Annotated in this window: 12 protein-coding genes; 4 read left to right on the plus strand and 8 right to left on the minus strand. The window is 64.6% G+C overall.

Annotated elements, in window-relative coordinates; genetic code table 11:
- Positions 1-33: 33 nt before the first annotated feature.
- From A4C63_RS07890 to ycaC, 4 genes are all read right to left on the minus strand, one after another.
- On the minus strand, positions 34-1,875 hold the full coding sequence (locus A4C63_RS07890) for an amidohydrolase (protein WP_161797614.1): 1,842 nt from the start codon (positions 1,873-1,875) through the stop codon (positions 34-36).
- A gap of 369 nt (positions 1,876-2,244) precedes the next feature.
- Positions 2,245-3,063, minus strand: coding sequence for an alpha/beta fold hydrolase (locus A4C63_RS07895; protein WP_063912206.1), 819 nt, complete (start codon positions 3,061-3,063; stop codon positions 2,245-2,247).
- A 39-nt stretch (positions 3,064-3,102) separates the two neighbouring features.
- Positions 3,103-3,669, minus strand: coding sequence for an antibiotic biosynthesis monooxygenase (locus A4C63_RS07900; RefSeq protein WP_082888279.1), 567 nt, complete (start codon positions 3,667-3,669; stop codon positions 3,103-3,105).
- Between the two features lie 114 nt (positions 3,670-3,783).
- Positions 3,784-4,413 (minus strand): isochorismate family cysteine hydrolase YcaC, encoded by a 630-nt coding sequence (gene ycaC, locus A4C63_RS07905; RefSeq protein ID WP_063912208.1) that lies wholly within the window; start codon positions 4,411-4,413, stop codon positions 3,784-3,786.
- A gap of 320 nt (positions 4,414-4,733) precedes the next feature.
- Between ycaC and A4C63_RS07910 the strand changes: the two genes are divergently transcribed.
- Positions 4,734-6,161: a mechanosensitive ion channel family protein gene (locus tag A4C63_RS07910; RefSeq protein ID WP_063912209.1), complete on the plus strand. Its 1,428-nt coding sequence runs from the start codon at positions 4,734-4,736 to the stop codon at positions 6,159-6,161.
- Between the two features lie 108 nt (positions 6,162-6,269).
- Here A4C63_RS07910 and A4C63_RS07915 read toward each other — a convergent pair whose 3' ends face one another.
- Both A4C63_RS07915 and A4C63_RS07920 read right to left on the minus strand, forming a co-directional pair.
- Positions 6,270-7,556, minus strand: a complete 1,287-nt coding sequence (locus A4C63_RS07915; RefSeq protein ID WP_063912210.1) for an FAD-binding oxidoreductase — start codon at positions 7,554-7,556, stop codon at positions 6,270-6,272.
- A 167-nt stretch (positions 7,557-7,723) separates the two neighbouring features.
- Positions 7,724-9,214 carry an aldehyde dehydrogenase family protein gene (locus A4C63_RS07920; protein ID WP_003253547.1) on the minus strand — a complete coding sequence of 497 codons (1,491 nt, stop codon included), beginning with the start codon at positions 9,212-9,214 and terminating at the stop codon, positions 7,724-7,726.
- Between the two features lie 136 nt (positions 9,215-9,350).
- On the opposite strand from A4C63_RS07920, the gene A4C63_RS07925 reads away from it, so the two are divergent.
- Both A4C63_RS07925 and A4C63_RS07930 read left to right on the plus strand, forming a co-directional pair.
- Positions 9,351-10,241, plus strand: coding sequence for a LysR family transcriptional regulator (locus tag A4C63_RS07925; RefSeq protein WP_063912211.1), 891 nt, complete (start codon positions 9,351-9,353; stop codon positions 10,239-10,241).
- Between the two features lie 184 nt (positions 10,242-10,425).
- Positions 10,426-11,820 (plus strand): VOC family protein, encoded by a 1,395-nt coding sequence (locus A4C63_RS07930; RefSeq protein ID WP_063912212.1) that lies wholly within the window; start codon positions 10,426-10,428, stop codon positions 11,818-11,820.
- A gap of 94 nt (positions 11,821-11,914) precedes the next feature.
- Here A4C63_RS07930 and A4C63_RS07935 read toward each other — a convergent pair whose 3' ends face one another.
- Positions 11,915-12,841, minus strand: a complete 927-nt coding sequence (locus A4C63_RS07935; RefSeq protein ID WP_063912213.1) for a LysR substrate-binding domain-containing protein — start codon at positions 12,839-12,841, stop codon at positions 11,915-11,917.
- 155 nt (positions 12,842-12,996) lie between these two features.
- On the opposite strand from A4C63_RS07935, the gene A4C63_RS07940 reads away from it, so the two are divergent.
- Positions 12,997-14,385: a NorM family multidrug efflux MATE transporter gene (locus tag A4C63_RS07940; RefSeq protein WP_063912214.1), complete on the plus strand. Its 1,389-nt coding sequence runs from the start codon at positions 12,997-12,999 to the stop codon at positions 14,383-14,385.
- 100 nt (positions 14,386-14,485) lie between these two features.
- Here A4C63_RS07940 and A4C63_RS07945 read toward each other — a convergent pair whose 3' ends face one another.
- Complete coding sequence (locus tag A4C63_RS07945) at positions 14,486-16,153, minus strand: bifunctional diguanylate cyclase/phosphodiesterase (RefSeq protein ID WP_063912215.1); 1,668 nt, start codon at positions 16,151-16,153, stop codon at positions 14,486-14,488.
- Between the last annotated feature and the right edge of the window lie 131 nt (positions 16,154-16,284).

Here is a 16,284-nt window from a genome sequence, read left to right on the forward strand (position 1 = left end):
CCAATAACTGGCCCCCCTTTTCATCAGCTCAGCTTAGAACGCGAAGCACGAGCAACCCAGCGCGCCCCAGAAGCCTTGGTAGTCATTCACCGGCACGCTCGAATGCCGCGCCTTTTCATGGCTGTGCGCATGCACCCCGCATGGCCCGCTGCATTGGTGCACGGCGGCTGCCAGCGACGGCGTGCCCACGCGCCAGTGGCCCGGCACCTTGGTCACCGGCGACCACTCCGGCAGCACCGGCACCTGGGGCGGGCCGAGCTTGTCGAATTCCGCCGCGCCATACACTACCTTGCCATCGACCACGGTCAGCACCGACTCGATACCCTTGATCGCTTCTTCATCGACACTGAAGAAGTCCAGCGACAGCGCCGCCAGGTCGGCCAGCTGGCCCACCTTGATCTGGCCCTTCTTGCCCTGCTCGCTGGAGAACCAGGCGCTGCCCTGGGTGAACAGTTGCAGCGCCGTGTCACGGCTGAGACCTTCCGGGTACAACTCCATGCCGCCGACGGTCTTGCCGCTGACCAACCAGTACAGCGAGGTCCACGGGTTGTAGCTGGACACGCGGGTGGCATCGGTACCGGCACCCACCGGCACGCCCATGTCGAGCATGCGCTTGATCGGCGGGGTCTGCTCGGCAGCCTTGGCGCCGTAGCGGTCGACGAAGTACTCACCCTGGAAGGCCATGCGGTCCTGGATGGCGATACCGCCGCCCAGCGCACGCACGCGCTCGATGTTCTGCGGGGTGATGGTTTCGGCGTGGTCGAAGAACCACGGCAGGCCATTGAACGGGATGTCGCGGTTGACCTTCTCGAACACGTCGAGCATGCGCGTGATCGATTCGTTGTAGGTGGCGTGCAGGCGGAACGGCCAGCGCTGCTCGACCAGATGACGCACCACCGGTTCCAGCTCTTGCTCCATGGTCTGCGGCAGGTCCGGACGCGGTTCGAGGAAGTCCTCGAAGTCGGCGGCAGAGAACACCAGCATTTCACCGGCGCCGTTGTGGCGCAGGAAGTCGGTGCCGCTGTGCAGCTTCACGCTGGAGGTCCACTTGCGGAAGTCGTCCAGCTCTTCCTTGGGCTTCTGGGTGAACAGGTTGTAGGCAATGCGCACGGTCAGCTGGTTGTTGTCGGCCAGCTCCTGGATCACCTGATAGTCGTCCGGGTAGTTCTGGTAGCCGCCGCCGGCATCGATGGCACTGGTCAGGCCCAGGCGGTTGAGCTCGCGCATGAACTGGCGGGTGGAGTTGACCTGGTATTCCAGCGGCAGTTTCGGCCCTTTGGCCAGGGTGGCGTAGAGGATCATCGCGTTGGGGCGGGCGATGAGCATGCCGGTCGGGTTGCCGAACTTGTCGCGCTGGATCTCGCCGCCCGGCGGGTTGGGGGTGTCCTTGGTGTAGCCGACAGCCTTGAGTGCGGCGCGGTTGAGCAATGCACGGTCATACAGGTGCAGCAGGAATACCGGGGTGTCCGGCGCGGCCTGGTTGATTTCTTCCAGGGTGGGCATGCGTTTTTCGGCGAACTGGAACTCGTTCCAGCCACCGACCACGCGCACCCACTGCGGGGTGGGCGTACGTGCAGCCTGGTCCTTGAGCATGCGTAGGGCATCGGCCACCGAAGGCACGCCCTCCCAGCGCAGTTCCAGGTTGTAGTTCAGGCCACCCCGGATCAGGTGCAGGTGCGAGTCGTTCAGGCCGGGGATGACCGTGCGCTGCTTGAGGTCGATGATCTGCGTGGTGGCGCCCTTGTGGGCCATGGCCTCAGCGTCGTTGCCCACGGCGATGAAACGGCCATCCTTGATGGCGACGGCGGTCGCGGTGGGCTTTTCACGATCAACGGTGTGCAGTTTGCCGTTGAACAGGATCAGGTCGGCGGTCATGGAACCTCCTTGGGTGGATGCGTAAGCGGAACCGGTAAAAGGCAATGCGGACCAGAGCGCGCCGGCGGCACCGAGCACGGTGCTGGTGGCGAGGAACTGGCGACGGGTCTTGTCGTTGCGGTCCTGGGACATGGGGTTCTCCGTCTCTGGGTGCGGCGGCGGCAGGCGCAACTGCAGAGCATGCCGGTTGGTGTAGGGGCAAGGCTTGGATGGATGTGCGGTGGGTGGTTGAAGGTTAGCCCCGTTCGGCATTTGTGCTGCCTGGGCTGGCCTCTTCGCGGGTGAACCCGCTCCCACAGGGACACCACAGGCCTGTAAGACTGTGGTATCCCCTGTGGGAGCGGGTTTACCCGCGAATGCCTCCCACAATTACTTCTGGAGGAATGCCAGCAAGTCCTCATTCAGCTGCTGTGCATGAGTCACCGCAAACCCGTGCGGCGCCCCCGCATACACCTTCAGCTCAGCCCCGCGAATCAGCTCCGCCGCCCGCTTGCCGGTGCTCTCCAACGGCACGATCTGGTCGTCATCACCGTGGATCACCAGAGTCGGCACATCGACCTTGGCCATATCCGGACGGAAGTCGGTTTCGGAGAAGGCGGTCACGCAATCCAAAGTGCCCTTGATCGACGCCATCAGCGCGATGTTCAGGGTCTGGGTCTGCACCCCCTGGGACACCTGCTGCCCATGGTTGATGCCATAGAACGGCGCGGCGAAATCGGCGATGAACTGCGCGCGGTCGGCACGCAGGCCGGCGCGGATACCCTCGAACACCGACAGGTCGACACCTTCAGGGTTGTCGTCACGCTTGCCGAACACCGGCGTTACCGCGCCCAGCAGCACCAGCCCGGCCACCCGCTCGCTGCCGTGGCGGGCGATGTAGCGGCTGACGTCACCGCCACCCATCGAGAAGCCCACCAAGGTCACATCACGCAGGTCGAGGTGTTCGATCAGCTGGGCGATGTCATCGGCGAAGGTGTCGTAGTCGTAGCCGCTCCACGGCTGGCTCGAACGGCCGAAACCACGGCGGTCGAAGGCGATGGCGCGGTAGCCGCGGCTGGCCAGGTATTCCATCTGCGAATCCCACATGTCGGCATCCAGTGGCCAGCCGTGGCTGAACAGCACAGGCTTGCCGCTGCCCCAGTCCTTGAAGTAGATCGAAGTGCCATCGCGGGTAACGAACGTGCTCATGTCGGTATCTCCTTGAAAATGTCGAGGTAAAGGCCTGGCTCAGCCGCGCAGCCAGTTGGCGCAGCGGCGGGTTACCCAAGGCATGATGTAGAACACCACGGGCAGGATGACGAACAGGTTGACGATCAGGTTGCTGGTGATCGCGCCCCCCAACTGCGGGAAGCGTGCAAACAGCGGCGCCAGCAGGTGTGGAATGATCATGGTCATCGGGCAGATCACCAGATAGGTCAGCAGCGCCTGCTTCCAGCGCGGCGGTTGCGCTGCGTTGGTGCTCGGCGGGGTGAACCAGAACTCCGGGTCGTCGTGCACCTGGGTGTGGTCACCGCCCTCGAGCAGCGGCAGTACTTCGCTGACCAGTGTCTGGCGCTCGGCCGAGTTGACCCAGGCCTGCAGCAGGCTGGCATCGGCGAAGCGCACCACGGTGGTGAAATGCAGCCCGCCGTCGTCAGGGCGGATGACGTTGACGTCCAGGTGCCCCGGCTGGCGGCGCGCGGTGCTGACCGTGCGCTTGAGCCATGCTTCGTAGGCCGCCAGCGACGCGGCGCGAACCTTGTGCTGGATGACCAGGGTCACCACGTTGCGGTTGTCTTGGGGTGCGGTGTTCATCGGCGTTCCTTGGGATGAGCTTGCCCGCATCCACTGTGCAACGGCGGACGGGCGCAGGATTGGACAGGTGTGCTGCCTTGGCGGGCACCGGTTTGCGGTGCCCGCGCATCAGGCTTACTTGTTGGCGTTGAAAGCGTTGTAGCTGGTGATCAGGTTGCGGTAGTCCGGGATGTGGTTGGAGCACAGCGCCGCCAGCCCTTCGATGTCGTTGCGCCAGTCGCGGTGCAGCTCACAGGCCACGCCGAACCAGGTCATCAGTTGTGCGCCGGCCTGGCTCATGCGGTCGTGGGCGGCGTCGCGGGTCATCGCGTTGAAGGTGCCGGAGGCATCAGTGACCACGAACACTTCGAAGTCTTCCTCCAGGGCCGACAGCGCCGGGAAGGCTACGCACACTTCAGTCACCACGCCGGCGATGATCAGTTGCTTCTTGCCGGTGGCCTTCACCGCCTTGACGAAGTCTTCGTTGTCCCAGGCGTTGATCTGGCCTGGGCGGGCGATGTACGGGGCGTCCGGGAACAGGGCTTTCAGCTCTGGTACCAGCGGGCCGTTGGGGCCTTGCTCGAAGCTGGTGGTGAGGATGGTCGGCAGGTTGAAGAACTTGGCCAGGTCGGCCAGGGCCAGCACGTTGTTCTTGAACGCGTCCGGCTCGATGTCACGGACCAGGGACAGCAGGCCAGCCTGGTGGTCGACCAGCAGGACAGCGGCGTCGTCTTTGTTCAGGCGGTTGTATTTGAAGTTGGTCATGGTCGTTGCTCCCAAGGGTTTTGATTTTTTCAGTAAGTGGGGTGTTTCGCGTTGATGGGAGAAGATTAAAACCATGACCTTTTTGGCGGTAGATAGCAGTTTTTGGCTCTAGCGTTCTGTTTTATGAACGATGGTTTTGTGTGGGCTGTACCGGCCCTTTCGCGGCTAAAGCCGCTCCCACAGGGATTGCGCTGGATTTGAATCGTGCGCAGTACCTGTGGGAGCGGCTTTAGCCGCGAAGAGGCCGGCACAGGCCCCATTGCCTGCCCGGCCAACCTGCTCTATTACTACCCACAGCCCTCCCCTTACCCGAGACCACCATGCTGGCGTTCATCCAGTCATACCCGTTGCTGCTCGGCACTGCCCTGATCCTGCTCGACCTTGTGCTCTGGCAACTGATACCTCTACAGCAGCGGGCCTGGCGCATAGGCGCGCGGCTGGTGCTGTTCCTGCTGTTCAGCTCGGTGCTGGTGGCCGCCGGCATGAGCCCGCTGCAACCGCCACCCTGGCCTGATGATGTCTCGCGCAACCTGATTGCCACGGTACTGGCGATAGGCTGGTGGCTGTTCGGTGCGCGCACGGTGACGGTGGTGTTCGGCCTGTTGCTGGGTGCCCGTGGCAGCCACGGCGGGCGTTTGCTGCAGGATGTGCTGGGCGCGCTGATCTTCCTGGCTGCCGTGGTCGCTGCCGCAGGCTATGTATTGCAGTTGCCGGTGAAGGGCCTGCTGGCCACGTCGGGGGTAATGGCCATCGTCATCGGCCTGGCGCTGCAGAGCACACTGGCCGACGTATTCAGTGGCATCATCCTGAACACCACGCGGCCGTATCAGATTGGCGACTCGATCTCCATCGACGGCACCGACGGCAAGGTGCTGGAAATCGACTGGCGCGCCACCCGCCTGCTCACCAGCACCGGCAGCCTGGCGGTGATCCCCAACTCGGTGGCGGCCAAGGCCCGGCTGCTCAACCACAGCCGCCCGGCCGATGTACACGGGGTGTCGATCAGCGTGGTGGTGCCGGCCAAGGTGCGGCCCAAGCGGGTGTTCGATGCGCTGGAAAAGGCCTTGCAAGGCGTGAGTGCCATTCTTGCAACGCCAAAACCAAAGGTGACGGTGAAAGCCTCGACGCTGGAGTCCGTGGAGTACGAAGCCAGTGGTTTCGTGGCCGATGCAGGCGCCAAGGGCGACGCGCGCAACCAGCTGTTCGACCTGGCCCACCGCCACCTGGAGGCCAGCGGGGTGATGTGGAACGCCGACCTGGCCATGCCACCCCGCAGCCGCCAGCGCGAGGTGCTGGACGAGGTGCGGGTGTTCCGCTCACTGAGCAGTGAAGAGCGCGATGCGCTGAGCCAGCGCATGACGACCGTGGAATACCTGGCGGACCAGGTGATCCTGGGGGTGGGCGAGCACTCCGATCATTTGCTGGTGATTGGCAGCGGAGTGGTTTCGGCGTCGATCCGCGATGGCGACAAGCTGGTCGAGGCCGGGCGCATGGGGCCAGGCGAGGTGCTGGGGATCGAGGGGATCGTCGACGAGGAGGACTCGCTGGCCGAGTTCCGCACGCTGACCGGTTGCGTGCTGTATCGGATCGACAAGGAACAGGTGAAGAGCTGCCTGGTGCAACGCGGCGATGTGCAGACGGCGTTGAGCAAGTTGCAGCGGTTCCGGCGGCAGAACCGGGAGTCGTTGTTGCTGCAAAAACCGGTTTCGATCAAGAAAGGCGGCTTCCTCAGCTGGTTGCACAAGTAAGCCTGTGCTGGCCCCTTCGCGGGTAAACCCGCTCCCACAGAGACCGCGCACACTCAGAACGCTGCGCAGTACCTGTAGGAGCGGGTTTACCCGCGAAGAGGCCAGTACTTACAACACAACTCTCAAACATTGCCCCGCGTGGTACAGCGAGAACCCGGACTCATAGAACGCCGTCCGCAGCGAGGGCGCACTCACGCCCTTCATCGGCGAGAACGGAATCGGCAGGCTGTCCGCCTCCCCCTTCAGCAAAAACTCGGCAAACGCCCGGCCAATCACGGTCCCGGTAGTATTACCCCGCCCGTTGTACCCGGTCACCGCCACCAGCCCCGGCGCCGGCTCGAACAGCCGCATCAGGTGGTCGGGGGTGAAGTCGATGCAGCCGGTCCAGTGCATTTCCCACTCGACCTTGCCCAACTCGGGGTAGTAGTGGCTCTGGATCCGGTCTGCCCAGCTGCGCACGAACCACGCCGGCTTGTTGTCGACCCGGCCCAGGCTGCCGAGCAGCAGGCGGCCCTGGTCGTCGCGACGGATGCTGCTGAGCACGGTGCGGGTGTCCCACGAGCCTTGGCCATGTGGTAGCACCTTGTCGGCTGCAGCACCCTGCAACGGCTTGGACGCCACCTGGTAGTAATAGCCACGGAAGAACTGCTTCTGCAGGTTGCTCCAGTCGCCTTCGGTGTAGGCGCCGGTGGAAATCACCACCTTCTCGGCGCGCACCGAACCGCGTGCGGTCTTCACCCGCCAGGCATCGCCGTCACGCTCCAGGCCTTCGACCGAAGACTGCTGGAACAGCTTGCCGCCCAGGCGTGCCACCGCTGCGGCCAGGCCCTGGGTGTAGCCCATGGGGTTGATGGTGCCGGCGCGGCGGTCGAGCAGCGCGGCGGAAATCTTGTCGGTGCCGCAGTATTCCTGGCACTGGGCGCCGGTCAGTAGCTCGACGTCGGCACCTCGGCGACGCCATTGTTCGTGGCGGGCCTCGAGGTCGGCGATACCGGTGGCGTTGTGCGCCATGTGCAGCGTGCCTTTGTGCTGGGCCTGGCAATCGATGCCAAGGCGTTCGATCATGGCGAACACTTCAGCCGGCGCTTCACCGAGGACCTTGTTCAGGCGGCTGCCCTGCTGCTGGCCGAGAGTGGCCTCGACATCGTCGGGGCGGATCCAGGTGCCCGCGTTGACCAGGCCGACGTTGCGCCCGGAGCCACCGTGCCCGATCTTCCAGGCCTCCAGCAGAATCACCGACTTGCCCTGTTCGAGCAGGTGGATGGCCGCCGACAGGCCGGTAATGCCGCCACCGATTACGCAGACATCGGCCTTGTGCTCACCGGCCAGGGCCTGGGCGGCGACGGTCGGTTTGCTGACGAATTCCCACAAGCATTCTTGACGCAGTTCGGACATGGCCCGGCTCCAGCAATTTGTTCTTGTTTGGGGCCGTTGTGCGACCCATTCGCGGGTAAACCCGCTCCCACAGGTGCATCACAGGTTTCGAAAACTGTGTTGTACCTGTGGGAGCGGGTTTACCCGCGAACCGGGGGCCAGGCCCCCGGCCATGCAGCATCAGCCGATCAGTCGAACACGATACCCTGCGCCAGCGGCAGCTCGCGCGAGTAGTTCACGGTGTTGGTCTGGCGACGCATGTAGCCTTTCCAGGCATCCGAACCGGACTCACGGCCACCGCCAGTCTCCTTCTCGCCACCGAACGCACCGCCGATCTCGGCGCCGCTGGTACCGATGTTGACGTTGGCGATGCCGCAGTCGCTGCCCGAGGCGCTCTGAAAGCGTTCGGCTTCACGGATGTCGGTGGTGAAGATGCACGACGACAGGCCTTGTGGCACTTCGTTGTTCAGGCGCAGGGCCTCTTCGAAGTCATCGTAGGCCAGCACGTACAGGATCGGGGCGAAGGTTTCGTGGCGCACCACGTCGCTCTGCGCCGGCATTTCGGCAATGGCAGGCGACACGTAGTAGGCGTTCGGGTACTGGTCGGCCAGCTGACGCTCGCCACCAAACACCTGGCCACCTTCGTCGCGGGCCTTGGCCAGCGCGCCCTGCATGGCGTCGAACGACTGCTTGTCGATCAGTGGGCCCACCAGGTTGTCCTTGCGTGGGTCGCCGATACGCACCTTGCCGTAGGCGGCTTTTACGCGGGCAACCACTTCGTCCTTGATCGAGCGGTGCACGATCAGGCGGCGCAGGGTGGTGCAACGCTGGCCGGCGGTGCCGACTGCGGAGAACAGGATGCCGCGCACGGCCAGGTCGAGGTCGGCGCTCGGGGCCAGGATCATGGCGTTGTTGCCGCCCAGTTCGAGGATGCTGCGACCGAAGCGGGCAGCCACACGTGGGCCGACTTCGCGCCCCATGCGGGTGCTACCGGTGGCGCTGACCAGCGGTACGCGCGGGTCGTCGACCATGGCTTCGCCGGCTTCACGGCCGCCGATCACCAGTTGTGCCAAGCCAGCCGGGGCATCGCCGAAGGCTTTCAGGGCTTTTTCGAACAGCGCCTGGCAGGCCAAGGCGGTCAGCGGGGTCTTCTCGGACGGTTTCCACACCACCGAGTTACCGGCGACCAGGGCCAGGGCGGTGTTCCAGGCCCAGACTGCGACCGGGAAGTTGAAGGCGCTGATCACGCCGACCACGCCCAGCGGGTGCCAGGTTTCACGCATGTGGTGGCCAGGGCGCTCGGAAGCGATGGTCAGGCCGTACAGCTGGCGCGACAGGCCAACGGCGAAGTCGCAGATGTCGATCATTTCCTGCACTTCGCCCAGGCCTTCCTGGGTGATCTTGCCGGCTTCGATCGATACCAGCTCGCCGAGGTCGGCCTTGTGCTCACGCAGCACTTCGCCGAACAGGCGCACCAGCTCGCCACGGCGCGGGGCCGGCACGCTGCGCCAGGCTTCGAAGGCGCTCTGGGCCTGATCGATGCGGGCGATGGTCTCGGCCTTGCCGAGCAGTTTCACCGAGGCGATCTGGCTGCCGTCGATCGGCGTGTGAACAGGGTAGTCGCCCTGGGTGTAAGCCTCGGCGGCAACGCCAAGGCGCTCGAGCAATCCAGCAACCATTTGTGCTTCTCCTACATCGGGTGATGGGGTGGAAAAATGATGTGGATCAGTATTAATCCGATCACATAGGTACAACAAACGACCTTTATTCCGCATATCATTCCGTCAGGTAATGATTTGAGCCGCAGAGACCGCTATGTCCAAACGCCTGGTGCCCTCCATGACCGCCCTGCAGTGCTTTGAAGCTGCAGCCCGCCATTTGAGCTTTACCCGTGCCGCCGAAGAGCTGCACCTGACCCAGAGTGCGGTCAGCAAGCAGGTGGCGCAGCTTGAAGACATGTTGCGCCATCACCTGTTCCTGCGTATCCGCCGCCGCCTGCAGCTGACGCCGGCGGGCAGCCTGTACCTGGCCGAGGTCAACAAGATCCTCACCCAGGTCGACATGTCCAGCCGCTACGTGCTCACCTACGGCGAGCAGACCGAGATACTGAAGGTAGCCACTCAACCGAGTTTTGGCGTGCGCTGGTTGATCCCGCACCTCAAGGGCTTTGGCAAACGCCACGGCAACATCCACCTGGACATTCGCAACGAGATGGAGCCGTTCGCCCTGCTGCAGGGCTCGGCGGACGTGGTGTTTTTCTATGGCCAGGGCACCTGGCCGGGGGCCACCTGCGTGGAACTGTTCCGTGAAGAGGTGGTGCCGGTATGTGCGCCGGAGCTGCTGGCCGGGCGTGAACTGAATGATGCCGGGGAGCTGGCCGAACTGGTGCTGCTACAGAGCACCTCGCGGCCCGAGGCCTGGCACGAGTGGTTCCTGGAATTGGGCTTGCAGAGCGTCAGCGCCTACCACGGGCCGCGCTTCGATACGTTCTATATGGCCTTGAGCGCGGCGCAGGCCGGGTGCGGGGTGGCGTTGGTGCCGCGCTACCTGGCGGCGAAGGAGTTGGCCGAGGGGAGTTTGGTGGTACCTTGGAACCATGCGATGCGCAGTGCCGGGGCGCATTACCTGGCGTATGCCGAGCATGCGGCGGAGGTGCCCAAGGTGAGGGCATTGGTGGAGTGGATTCGCGAGCAGCTTCAGGCTTGATGGCCTCTTCGCGGGTGAACCCGCTCCCACAGGTATCGCGCAAGGCCTGAGCCCTGTGAGGTACCCGCGAAAGGGCCCTTGAGGTCGATCAAAAAAGGAATGACACACTCACTTTTTTTCGCTTGTGAGCCAAGTGCATTCCCAGCTTTCATGTAAGCGTCCGAACCCAACCAGGAAGCTAGCGATGCCCGCCAACGATTTCGTCAGCCCCGACAGCATCCGCGCGCAGTTCTCTGCCGCCATGTCGCTCATGTACAAACAGGAAGTGCCCCTGTACGGCACGCTGCTGGAGCTGGTGAGCGAAATCAACCAGCAAGTCATGGCCCAGCAACCCGAGGTTGCCGAGGCCCTGCGCTGGACCGGCGAAATCGAGCGCCTGGACCAGGAGCGCCATGGTGCCATCCGCGTCGGCACCGCCGCAGAGCTGGCCACCATCGCCCGGCTGTTCGCGGTCATGGGCATGCAGCCGGTCGGCTACTACGACCTCAGCTCCGCCGGCGTGCCGGTGCATTCCACCGCCTTCCGCGCGGTGCACGAGCAGTCGCTGCACGTCAGCCCGTTCCGCGTATTCACCTCGCTACTGCGCCTGGAGCTGATCGACAACCCACAGCTGCGCCAGCTGGCCGAAAGCATCCTGGCCAAGCGCCAGATCTTCACCGCCCGCGCCCTCGAACTGATCGCCCAGTGCGAGCGCGATGGCGGCCTGAACGCCGTCGATGCCGAGGCGTTCGTACAGGAAGCGCTGCACACCTTCCGCTGGCACCATGACGCCACCGTCACTGCCGAGCAGTACCAGCAGTTGCACGACCAGCACCGCCTGATCGCCGATGTGGTGGCCTTCAAGGGCCCGCACATCAACCACCTGACCCCGCGCACCCTGGACATCGATGCAATCCAGATCGGCATGCCGGCCAAAGGCATCCCGCCGAAGGCCGTGGTCGAAGGTCCGCCCACCCGCCGTCACCCGATCCTGCTGCGCCAGACCAGCTTCAAGGCCCTGCAGGAAAAGGTTGCGTTCAGCGACCAGCAGGGCAGCGAAGGCAGCCATACCGCGCGCTTCGGCGAAATCGAGCAACGCGGCGCGGCACTGACGCCGAAAGGTCGCCAGCTGTACGACAAACTGCTCGACGCCACCCGCGCCGCCCTGGGTGGCGCCCCGGCCGAGGCCAATGCCGAACGCTACATGGCGTTGTTGAAGGACACCTTTGCCGAATTCCCGGATGACCTGGCGCAGATGCGTGAACAGGGCCTGTCCTACTTCCGCTACTTCGCCACCGAAAAAGGCCTGGCCGCGCGCGACCAGGATGACCGCCCGACCACACTGGAGGGGCTGATCGAGGCTGGCCATGTGCACTTCGAGGCGCTGGTGTACGAGGACTTCCTGCCGGTGAGCGCGGCGGGGATCTTCCAGTCCAACCTGGGTGACGATGCGCAGGCCGAGTACGGCAGCAACGCCAACCGCGACGCGTTCGAAGAGGCGCTGGGGCTGCAGGTACAGGATGAGCTGGCGTTGTATGCACAGAGTGAGCGCCGGTCGCTGCAGGCGTGTGCACAGGCTCTGAATCTGGGCTCGATGTAAGGCATTGCGGCCTCTTCGCGGGTAAACCCGCTCCCACAGGCCTACGCTTGACCTGTGGGAGCGGGTTTACCCGCGAAGAGGCCGGTACAAGCGATCAGAGGGGCGGCAGAATCTGCACATCCGGCAAATCCATCGCCGCCACCTCCTCTTCCAGAAACGCGCTCAAACGCCGCAACCGCTCGCCCCCTGGCCGAGTGCGCGGCCACACCAGGTAATAATCCATCCCGCTGGGCACCGCCGTCGGCCACGGCAGGCTCAAGCGCCCCTGTGCCACATCCTCGGCCACCATCAGCAAATCGCCCATGGAAATGCCATAGCCACGCGCCGCGGCAATCATGCCCAGCTCCAGGGTGTCGAACACCTGCCCGCCCTTGAGCGAAACCTTGTCACTCAGCCCCATGCGCTCCAGCCACTCCCGCCAGTCGCGCTTGTCCACCGTGGGGTGCAGCAACTCGATGCAGGCCAGCCGGCGCTCGTCCCAGGGTTCCTCGTCGAGCAGGTCTGGCGCACCCACGGGGATCAGCAACTCCGGGAACAGCTTGCGCACTTCCCAGTCCGGCGGGAACACGCCGTCGCTGAGCAACACCGCGCAATCGAACGGTTCCTGGTTGAAGTCCACATGGTCGACATCCATCCAGGCGCTGGTCAGCTGCACTTCATTGCCAGGCTGCAAATGGCGAAAGCGGCTCAGACGCGCCAGCAACCAGCGCATGGTCAGGGTCGAGGGGGCCTTCATGCGCAGGATGTCATCTTCACCGCGCAAGGTATCGCAAGCCCGCTCCAGCGCGGCAAAGCCTTCGCGCACACCGGGCAGCAGCACCCGCGCCGCTTCGGTCAGTTGCAGGCTGCGGCCGCTGCGCACGAACAGGCGGCAGGCAAAGTGCTCCTCCAGCGTGCGGATATGCCGGCTGACCGCGCTCTGGGTGATCGACAGCTCTTCGCCGGCACGGGTGAAGGAGCTTAGCCGCGCAGCGGCTTCGAATGCGCGCAGGGCATACAGCGGGGGGAGCTGACGGGACATGAGGTACCTGCCATAAGGGGCTGTGGAGCGAATCACCGGAAAGCATATATGCATGAGTCAGACTCATGCCAATGATCGCTTTTATCCTTTTGTGCAAAGTTGACCAAAGCCTCAGAATCGCCCTTCGTTGATCACCCCAGGAAAAGGACTGCCCCATGCATGTCGCGCCCACCACAGAACTCAAGGCTTTGCTGCGCCTGGCCGGGCCGCTGATTGCCTCGCAGTTGGCGCACATGCTGATGGTGCTGACCGATACCTTGATGATGGCCCGCATCAGCCCGCAAGCCCTGGCCGGCGGCGGCCTGGGCGCGGCGAGCTACTCGTTCGTGTCGATCTTCTGCCTGGGCGTGATCGCTGCGGTCGGCACCCTGGTGGCGATCCGCAAGGGCGCCAACGACATCGACGGTGCCACCCGCCTGGCGCAGGGCGGCTTGTGGCTGGCCTGGGGCCTGGCGCTGTTCGCTGCGCTGGTGCTGTGGAACCTGGAGCCGGTACTGCTGCTGTTCGGGCAAAAGCCCGAGAACGTTGCTTCGGCCGCCGAATTCCTCACCCTGCTGCCACTGGCCCTGCCCGGCTACCTGACCTTCATGGCCTTGCGCGGTTTCACCAGCGCGCTGGGCCGCTCGACCCCGGTGATGGTCATCAGCCTGGTCGGCACGGTGCTCAACTACCTGTTCAACGTAGCGTTGATCGAAGGCATGTTCGGCCTGCCCAAGCTAGGCCTGATGGGCATCGGCCTGGTCACCGCGGTGGTGTCGATGGGCATGGCCATTGCCCTGGCGCTGTATATCCGCTGGCACCCGGCCTATGCCGCCTACCCGCTGCGCAAGGGCCTGTCGCGCCCGTCGTTGCCGGCCCTGCGCGAGCTGTGGCGGCTGGGCCTGCCGATTGGCGGCACCTACATGGTGGAAGTCGGCCTGTTCGCCTTCGCTGCGCTGTGCATGGGCGTGCTGGGCAGTACCGAGCTGGCGGCGCACCAGATCGCCCTGCAGATCGTCTCCACGGCGTTCATGGTGCCGACCGGGTTGTCGTATGCGGTGACCATGCGCGTGGGGCTGTACTACGGCGCCGGCAACCTGCTGGCAGCGCGCAGCGCCGGGCGGGTGGGCATCGGCTTCGGGGCGATGATCATGTTTGCCTTCGCCGCGCTGTTCTGGCTGCTGCCCGATACGCTGGTGGGGCTGTTCATCGACCGTGACGACCCGGCATTTGCGGCGATCTTCCAGCTGGCGGTGCAGTTGCTGATGGTGGCGGCGTGGTTCGAGCTATTCGATGGCATGCAGACGATTGCGATGGGCTCGATCCGTGGGCTGAAGGATGCCAAGACCACCTTCCTGATCGGGCTGGTGTGCTACTGGCTGGTGGGGGCGCCGAGTGCCTGGCTGTTCACCTTCAACCTGGGCGGTGGTGCGGTCGGAGTGTGGTGGGGGCTGGCGTTGGGGTTGGCGTGTGCGGCGGTGGCGCTGACCTTTGGCTTTGAGTGGCGCATGAAGCGGCTTTTGGGTAAGGCCGGGATGGGTGGCGCGGCTACGGCTTCGGCCTGACTTGCGGGCCTCTTCGCGGGTAAACCCGCTCCCACAGGGACTGCGCAGGGTCTGAATCCTGTGCAAAGCCTGTGGGAGCGGGTTCACCCGCGAAAGGGCCCTAAAGGGCTGCGCCCAACTGGCAGCCGGTCGCCTGCAGCAAGAACTCCATCAACTCCCCCACCGGCAGCGGCTTGCTGACCAGGAAACCCTGAACCTGGTCACAGCCAAACCCGCGCAACAACGCCATCTGCTCTTCACTCTCCACCCCTTCGGCCACCACTTCAAGGTTGAGGTTGTGCGCCAGGTTGATCATGGCGTGTACCAGCTTGCGGTTCTCCTCGCGCATTTCCATTTCCGCGACAAAGCTGCGGTCCACCTTGAGCAAGGTGATCGGCAGGCTGTTCAGGTGCACGAACGAAGAGAACCCGGTACCGAAATCATCGAGCGAGAAGCGCACGCCCAGGCGCCCCAGGGCGTCCATGGTCTGGCGCACCAGCTCGTTGCGGCGCATCACCGCCGTTTCGGTCAGCTCGAACTCCAGCCAGCGGGCATCCACGCCATGCTCGAGAATCAGGCGGCTCAAGGTCGCCAGCAGTTGGCTGTCCTGGAACTGGCGGAAGCTCAGGTTGACCGCCATGTGCAGCGGCTCCAGGCCGCGTTCGCACAGCGCCTGCATGTCATGCAGGGCACGAGAAATCACCCAGTAGCCCAGCGGCACGATCAGGCCGCTCTGCTCGGCCAGCGGCACGAACTCGCTGGGCGGCAACAGGCCGCGCTCGGCATGCCGCCAGCGCACCAGCGCCTCGAGGCCGACGATACGCCCGTCGGCCAGGTTCAACCGCGGCTGGTAATGCAGCTCCAGCTCGTCACGGCGCAGGGCGCGGCGCAGTTCGCTTTCCAGGTCGGCCAGGCTACGGGCGTTGCGGTTGATGCGTTCGTTGAACACATGGAAGGTGCAACCCTGGCTGCCCTTGGCCTGGCGCATGGCGATGTGCGCGTGCCACATCAGCGGGTCGGCGCCACCCTGGGCGCGGGCATGGGCCAGGCCCAGGCTGCAGCCCAGCAGCAGGCTTTCACCGTCGATCCAGTAGGGCTCGGCCAACGCCTCGACAATCCGCTCGGCAATCCATTCGGCACGGTTGGGGTCGCGGCGGGTGTCGATCAGCAGGGCAAACTCGTCGCTGCCCAGCCGCGCCAGCTGGTCGCCCGCCTCCAGTTGCTGCTTCAGGCGCGCCACCACCTGCAGGATCAGGCGGTCGCCGCTCTGGTGGCCGAGGGCATCGTTGACATGGCGGAAGTTGTCCAGGTCCAGATGGCCGAGGGCAAGGCCGCGGCCGTCGTTCTCGGCCAGGCGCGCGGTCAGCAAGGCCTGGAAACCCTGGCGGTTGGCGATACCGGTCAGCGGGTCCTGCTCGGCCAGACGCTGCAAGGTGGCCACCAGCACACCGCGCTCGCGCACATGGCGCAGCGAGCGGCGCAAGGTGTCGGCATTGAGCTGGTCATGCACCAGCCAGTCACTGACGGCGCTGGGCGCAACCTGGGGCTCGTGGTCGAGCAGCAGGATGGTCGGCAACTCGCAGCGCCCGGGCGCCGGCTGCAGGGCCGGGGTTGCCAGCACGACAGCCTGGCGGTCCTGGTTGAACAGGCTGTCGACCGCCTCCCAGTTTGGCGCCGTCAGCAGCACGGCGCTGCCACCCAGGGCAGGCATGCACGCGCGTAGCAGCGCGGCCCATTCCGGCTCATCGGCCAACAGCAGCAAACGCAATGGTTCGACAGGCGTGGACAAGCGGGCTCCTTAGGGCTTCACGGTGCAACGGAAACTGCCAGGTATGCTACTGCATTAATGGAAATGATTTTCACTTTAATACATGTTTTTACGGGCGTAGCATCCCGACGTATTTTGTCGTGCATCCTGCG

The organism is Pseudomonas sp. p21 (genome assembly GCF_001642705.1).
In the GTDB taxonomy this organism is placed as follows: Bacteria; Pseudomonadota; Gammaproteobacteria; order Pseudomonadales; family Pseudomonadaceae; genus Aquipseudomonas.